At 59.1% G+C, this 6,421-nt stretch carries 5 protein-coding genes and 3 pseudogenes; 6 read left to right on the top strand and 2 right to left on the bottom strand.

Going from position 1 to position 6,421, the window contains the following annotated elements:
- Positions 1 to 174: 174 nt before the first annotated feature.
- Complete coding sequence (locus Q362_RS21530; RefSeq protein WP_245590264.1) at positions 175 to 780, bottom strand: integrase core domain-containing protein; 606 nt, start codon at positions 778 to 780, stop codon at positions 175 to 177.
- Positions 770 to 1,000: pseudogene (locus Q362_RS0117215) on the bottom strand (transposase); the annotation flags it as partial. The gene Q362_RS21530 and the pseudogene Q362_RS0117215, both read right to left, overlap by 11 nt.
- Positions 1,001 to 1,059: 59 nt before the next feature.
- Here Q362_RS0117215 and Q362_RS21525 point away from each other — a divergent pair.
- The 6 genes and pseudogenes from Q362_RS21525 to Q362_RS24640 form a co-directional block, all read left to right on the top strand.
- Positions 1,060 to 1,854 (top strand): IS5 family transposase, encoded by a 795-nt coding sequence (locus tag Q362_RS21525; protein WP_051554458.1) that lies wholly within the window; start codon positions 1,060 to 1,062, stop codon positions 1,852 to 1,854.
- 260 nt (positions 1,855 to 2,114) lie between these two features.
- Positions 2,115 to 3,527, top strand: a complete 1,413-nt coding sequence (locus tag Q362_RS22535) for a PAS domain S-box protein (protein WP_169737459.1) — start codon at positions 2,115 to 2,117, stop codon at positions 3,525 to 3,527.
- A 65-nt stretch (positions 3,528 to 3,592) separates the two neighbouring features.
- Complete coding sequence (gene amrS / locus Q362_RS0117200) at positions 3,593 to 4,612, top strand: AmmeMemoRadiSam system radical SAM enzyme (protein WP_028319641.1); 1,020 nt, start codon at positions 3,593 to 3,595, stop codon at positions 4,610 to 4,612.
- Positions 4,613 to 4,696: 84 nt separating this feature from the next.
- On the top strand, positions 4,697 to 5,224 hold the full coding sequence (locus Q362_RS0117195; protein ID WP_028319640.1) for an REP-associated tyrosine transposase: 528 nt from the start codon (positions 4,697 to 4,699) through the stop codon (positions 5,222 to 5,224).
- A 245-nt stretch (positions 5,225 to 5,469) separates the two neighbouring features.
- A pseudogene (locus tag Q362_RS24645) lies at positions 5,470 to 5,916 on the top strand (IS110 family transposase); the annotation flags it as partial.
- Between the two features lie 328 nt (positions 5,917 to 6,244).
- A pseudogene (locus Q362_RS24640) lies at positions 6,245 to 6,421 on the top strand (IS21 family transposase); the annotation flags it as partial.

Here is a 6,421-nt window from a genome sequence, read left to right as displayed (position 1 = left end):
TCAACGATCGCCCAGAATGCATCCGAAATTTCCCAGGTTTTGATGCGTGCCATTTCTCCCCCCGTTGCTTGGTTTCAACGGATATTAGCTGGAGGCAGGAAAATTGCGAACAAATTATTTCTGGATAATCACTTGGTAATGGAGCCCTCTGGCCGCAAGTGGTTGTGTTCCGCCTCAGTTGGAACTGGACAATCGAGCCGTTTGCAGTAAGGACTCCGAAGGATCCGGGTTGTTTTGTTGAGAGAGCATCGGGTTTGCCGAAGGTGGCCGAAGCCGTTTTTTCTTCCTCAGTTCCCGTGCCTCTTCCAGTTTCCGATCCCGCTCTTTGAAAATTTCCTGCTCTCGGCCATTGAGCTTGTCCACTGGAGCCACGTAACCAATGGCGCTGTGCAGCCGGACGTTGTTGTAGTGGGCAATGAACTTCTCCACCATCGTCCGGGCTTCATCAAGGGAAAGCGGTACACCGGGGCGAATGCACTCTCCCTTGATGGTGGCATGAAATCGCTCCAACTTGCCGTTGGACTGTGGATAATACGGCGACGTCCGCACGTGTGTCATGCCGGAGAGCCGGATGAATTCCTTGAAATCCTTGGCAATGAATTGTGGGCCGTTATCGGAGATGATCCGCGGCCGGGCTTGGGGGTATTGCTCCTTGGCCCGTTGTACAATGCTCTCCACATCCTGCTCCGTCATCTGTTCCCGGATCTCCCAATGAACGATGAAACGGCTGCAGCCGTCGAGCAGGCTGCATAGATAATAAAAAAGGGGTTCATCCGGCAAACGCGTACCTGGAGTTGTGAAGGTTGTAGAGCCTGAGCTTGAAGTATTCCATGTTTCTGAAGCCATAGGCCTGCCGTTTCAAGGTTTTGATTTTGTTATTGAGTCCTTCCAGGGGACCGTTGGTGATCTTGTGGGGGTAATAGCCGAGCAGTCCCTGCATGCTGATGAGGATCGTTGACCCGCCCGCGCAGAGCTGTTTGATGCCCGAGGTCAGGGCATCGAAACACCAATTAGATCATCCTCATTATCATATATCTATTTAATATTATTGAATAAATCATGGTTTTTGGTTATCGTAACTGCACGAATATCAACGAAGGCCCCTTAAAAAGCGTGCACCTCATGATTCGATACCATAGCCAAAAACAGCTGACCCTGACTGGATTTTCCAGCCCGTTTCGGACCAGGCTTGACCCTGAAAACCGATGGGTGAAACTGGCCGACCTCATCCCCTGGGATGATCTGGCGCGAGCGTATCACAAGAGCTTGCTGTCTCCGAGCCAAGGTCGTCCGGCCAAGGATGCCCGAATGGTTATCGGCGCAGTGATAATCAAGCACAAACTCTGTCTGTCCGACGAAGAGACCGTCCGGCAGATCCAGGAGAATCCGTATCTCCAGTTCTTTGTTGGACTCTCCCGCTATCAAACAGAACCGCCATTTGCCCCCTCCCTGTTCGTTGAGATTAGAAAACGGATGGGGCAGACCGTTTTCGAAGGCTTCCATGAGGCGATTGTCGGCGCCATCGCCAAGAAGAACGGCAATCGTCCCCCACAGTCTCCACCTCCTGACGACTCCTCTTCCGGCTGCAACGGAACCAAGGCGGAGCGGACTCTTTCGCAGATTGCCGCCAGCGCTCCAGCCAATGCGGAGCAGGGCAACAGGGGGAAGCTGATTCTGGACGCCACGGTGGCGGATCAGGCGATTCGATATCCTACCGACCTGAGTTTGCTCAACGAGGCCCGCCAGTTCTATCCGCATACCGCATGGTCCAGAAAACCGCGGACCTACCGCCAGAAAGCCCGCCAGGCTTTTCTGGCTGTGGCAGCCAACCGGAAAAAGGATAGACCGGAATAAGGGGCAAAGATGACGGCAAAAAAGATGATCGCACCGGCATCCGACCCGTTCGGGCCGTGATTAACGGTTGAACGGAACATTCCCGGCGATATATCATAAGATCATGGCAGGCTAATCCGGTTGCGCGCCAGCGGCGCACCAGCCGGAACGGTCCGCGGCTTTCCGTTTTCGAAGATCGACGCATATCGTTTACGTCGCAGGGGCGAGACCCTGCACAGGCAAACGGAGGACAGGCGATGCCGGAAGGGGATGGAGCAGCCGTGCGCGGCGCAGACGACCGCGAGCGACTGGTTCGGGAATTGCGGTCGCACCGGATCGAGCTGGAGCGGCAGAACGAGGAGTTGCGCCTGGCCCGGGCCGAGGTCGAGGCGGGCTTGCAGAAATACTACGAGCTGTACGACTGCGCGCCGGTCGGCTATTGTACCGTCGACGGCGCCGGCACCATCCGGGAAAGCAACCTGGCCGGCGCACTGCTCCTGGGCGTGGACCGGGCCCGGCTGCTCGGCGGCAGGATCGGCGACTTCGTGGCCGAATCCTCCCGCAACGGTCTCGCCCGTTTTCTGGAACGGTCGTTTTCCACCGAACACAAGGCCACCGGCGAGGTCAGCGTGCCGAACGGCGAGGGCGGCGAACGCTATCTCTACCTGGAAGGTTCGTCCTTCGAGGCGGCCAGCGGCGAACCGTGCTGCCGCATCGCCATGATGGATGTCACCGCTTCCCGCCAGACCAGCATCGAACTCGAACATTACCGCTATCACCTGGAGGAACTGGTCCAGCAGCGCACCTGCGAGCTGGAGGAGGCCAATGCCCGGCTCCGCGGGCAGACGGAGAATGTGCGCTCGATCTACCAGGCCCTCGACAGCATCGGCCTGATTGTCTGCCATCTGGAGGAGCACGACGCCCGCATCGAGATTTTCAGCGCCGGCGCGGAAAAGCTGTTCGGCTCCAACCAGAAGGACGTGATCGGCCGGTCCCTGCGCCTGATTTTGCCCCCGGAGGGCAGGGAGGCGATGGCCGACCGGGTCGAACGGCTCCGCCAGGGGCAGGCCATGCAGGCCTCCGACATGACGCTGGTGCGGCGGTCCGGCGTCCGCTTTCCGGCGGTGGTTTCCGTCCATCCCTTCGCCCGCCATGCCGGCCGGTTCACCAGGGCGGTGGGCGCCTTCCGCGACATTTCCGAATTGATGCTGATCCAGGAGAAGCTGCAGGCGATGAACGACGAGCTGGAGCTGCGGGTCAAGGAGCGGACCGCCGAACTCCACGAGTCCAACGTGGCCCTCAAGGTGCTGCTGAACAAACGGGAGGAAGACCGGCTGGCGCTTTCCGAGCAGATCCTCGCCAATACCGCCAAGCTGGTCGACCCCTATCTGGACCGGCTCATGGCCAGCGGCCTCACCGATCCGCAACGGGTGCTGGTGGACATCCTCCGGGCCAATATCGAGGAGCTGACCGTGCCCTTTGCCACCGCCATCTCCTCGAAACTGAGCCGGTTGACCCCGGCCGAGATCCAGGTGGCCAATCTGGTGAAACTGGGCAAGCGCACCAAGGAAATCGCGGAGATCATGCGCCTGTCCCCCGGCACGGTTGGTATCCATCGGAAGAATATCAGAAGAAAGCTCGAGTTGACCCACAAAAAGACCAACTTGCAAACCATGCTCTCGACCGTCCCCTGAATGCCGGCCTGCCGGAAACGAGAAGGGCGGTCGGGAGGAGCGCAGCTCCTGCGCGGGAGGTCGCCATGCACGAAGCGCTTTTTTACCAGCAGCTCGAAGAGAGGAAGGTGGCCTGCGGTCTCTGCCACCACCGCTGCCATATCGGCACGGGCAAGCGGGGGCTGTGCGGCGTGCGCGAGAACCGGGACGGCCGCCTGGTCAGCTTGGTTTACGGCATGCTGGTCTCGCAGAACGTCGATCCCATCGAGAAAAAACCGATGTTTCATTTCCTTCCCGGCAGCCGGTCGTACTCGATCGCCACCGTGGGATGCAACTTTCACTGCCGCCACTGCCAGAATTACCAGATTTCCCAGTATCCCCATTTTCATGCCGGTGCCATCGCGGGCACGGCGACGACGCCGGCCGAAGTAGTGGCTGCCGCCCGGCGGACGGGTTGCGCCTCCATCAGCTATACCTATGTCGAACCCACGATTTTCTACGAGTTCGCCTACGACTGCGCCAAATTGGCAAAAGAGCAGGAGCTCGGCAATGTGTTCGTCAGCAACGGCTACATGACCGCCGAAGTGGTCCACCACCTGGCGCCGGTGCTCGACGGCATCAACATCGACCTCAAGGGCTTCACCGACGAATTCTACCGGCAGGTCTGCAAGGCCCGGCTGGCGCCGGTGCTGGAGAACATCCGCCTGTTCCACAAACTTGGCGTGCTGGTGGAGGTCACCACTTTGCTCATTCCCGGCCTCAACGACTCCGATGGGGAACTACGCGCCATTGCCCGTTTTCTCAAGGACATATCGCCGGATATGCCCTGGCATGTAACCGGCTTCTATCCCACCTACGCCATGATGGACCGCCCGCCAACCCCGGCCGCTACGTTAAGCAAAGCGAGGGAGATCGGCTTGGGCGAGGGCCTGCATTTTGTCTACGAGGGCAATGTCGCCGGTTCCGGCGGCGAGGATACCCATTGTCCGGCCTGCGGTGCGCTGCTCGTGCAACGCCAGAGGTTCGGCAGCCAGGTGGTAGGCATGCGGGGCGACCGCTGCTTCGGCTGCGGCGCGGCAATTGCCGGGGTGTGGGGGGGAGCTTGAGTCGTTGGTGCTGAGCGTAGCGAATCCCAACATTCAGCCCAACGTTCAAAGGGAGCGTGGCAATTGGCAGGGGAGGATGAAACGATGCGGTATCGGCGGGCGGATGTGGCAGGGGGAACGTATTTCTTCACGGTCAATCTGGCCGACCGCAGCGCCGATACGCTGGTTCGACATATCGATGCGTTGCGGAAGAGCATGGCTGTAGTGAAGGCCGCGCATCCGTTTTCACTGGTTGCGATGGTGGTTCTGCCGGAGCACTTGCACGCTATTTGGCGCTTGCCATCGGGCGATGCGGACTGTCCAACGCGATGGGCATTGCTCAAGGCGGGATTTTCAAGACAGGTGGAAAAAGGCGAGCGCATCAACTCAAGCCGTGCGGGGAAACGCGAGCGGGAGCTGTGGCAGCGCCGATATCGGGAGCATCAAATCCGGGACGAAAACGACTTGGCGCGGCATGTGGATTACATCCATTTCAATCCGGTGAAACATGGCTGGGCTGCCCGTCCTGTGGACTGGCCGCACTCGACCGTGCACGGCTCTATCGAGCGGGGCATGATGTCACGGGATTGGGGCGGGAACGGTGCCGCGGATGGCGATTATGGTGAGCGATGAAAGAGCCGTTCGTTAGGCTTCACTGCGCTCAGCACCAACCTTGTATCTTGTTTTTTATGGTGGTTAGCTCCCATCATATCGAGACAGAGACAGCTTGACGCCAACCTTAAGGCACATGACCTTGAGCCGTAGATCAAGCCCTCTGTCTCACTTCATCGCCAGCTCCGACACTGAACGGTAGCCAAGGGGCAAACCCTGCATGCACAAGGCAACTGGGCTAAGTTGGCTCAACAAAAGGGTATTGAATGATGTTCTATCTCGGTATCGATGTGGCCAAGGCCAAGCTCGACTGTTGTTTGTTGCTCGACCCTGAGAGCACGAAGCGAAAATCCAAGTCCGTTGCCAACACCAGGGCTGGGTTCGCCACTCTCCTGGAATGGCTGGCCAGAAATGGCGTTTCCCCGGCCCAACTCCATGCCGTTATGGAAGGAACAGGCGTGTATCATGAGCAGGCCGCCCTGGCCCTGGCCGATACCGGCGTGACGGTCTCCATCGTCAATCCGGCCCAGATCAGGGATTTTGCCCGTGGCCTGGCTGTGCGCACCAAGACCGACGGTGTGGATAGTTTCGTTCTCGCCCGGTATGGCGCTCTGCTCAAACCACAGCCCTGGCAACCGCCATCTGCGGAGGCCCGTGTCTTACGGGCGCTGCTCGCCCGTCGGGAAGCCGTTGCCCAGGACTTGCAAAGAGAACTCAACCGCCGGGAAAAAGCCGACGCAACACAGACGCCCGCGCTTATCCGCCAATCAATCGACGATTCCAGCGCATTTCTCCGCAAGCAACTGGCCAAACTCCAGGAGGATATCGACCACCATATTGATCGCCATCCCAATCTGAAGGACGACATGGAACTGTTGACTGCGTATTCCGTTCGAATCCGGCCACCGATTCCGTTTCAAGCCGGCCGGGTATTCCGTGGAAAGCGGCCACTGATTCCGGAGGAGTTTGGCCACCCTGTTGAGGGGGTAGCGGCGCGGGATAATGACTGGTATCTGCACTCCTTTTTCAGAGGAGGGCAAGATGCCGGCGGAGAGGTTATCCATGCGCAAGATTTACGAAATACTGCGGTTAAAGTATGGCCACGGGCTGAGCAATCGCGAGGTGGCCCTGAGTGTGTCGGTAAGCCGGAGCACGGTGGCGGATTACCTGCTGCGTGCCCAGGCTGCGGGTCTTTCCTGGCCGTTACCTGACGGACTG

The sequence above is a fragment of the Desulfobulbus elongatus DSM 2908 genome (assembly GCF_000621145.1).
In the GTDB taxonomy this organism is placed as follows: Bacteria; Desulfobacterota; Desulfobulbia; order Desulfobulbales; family Desulfobulbaceae; genus Desulfobulbus; species Desulfobulbus elongatus.
Note: the sequence above shows the minus strand (reverse complement) of the source record. Positions and strands in the feature narration are given on the sequence as shown.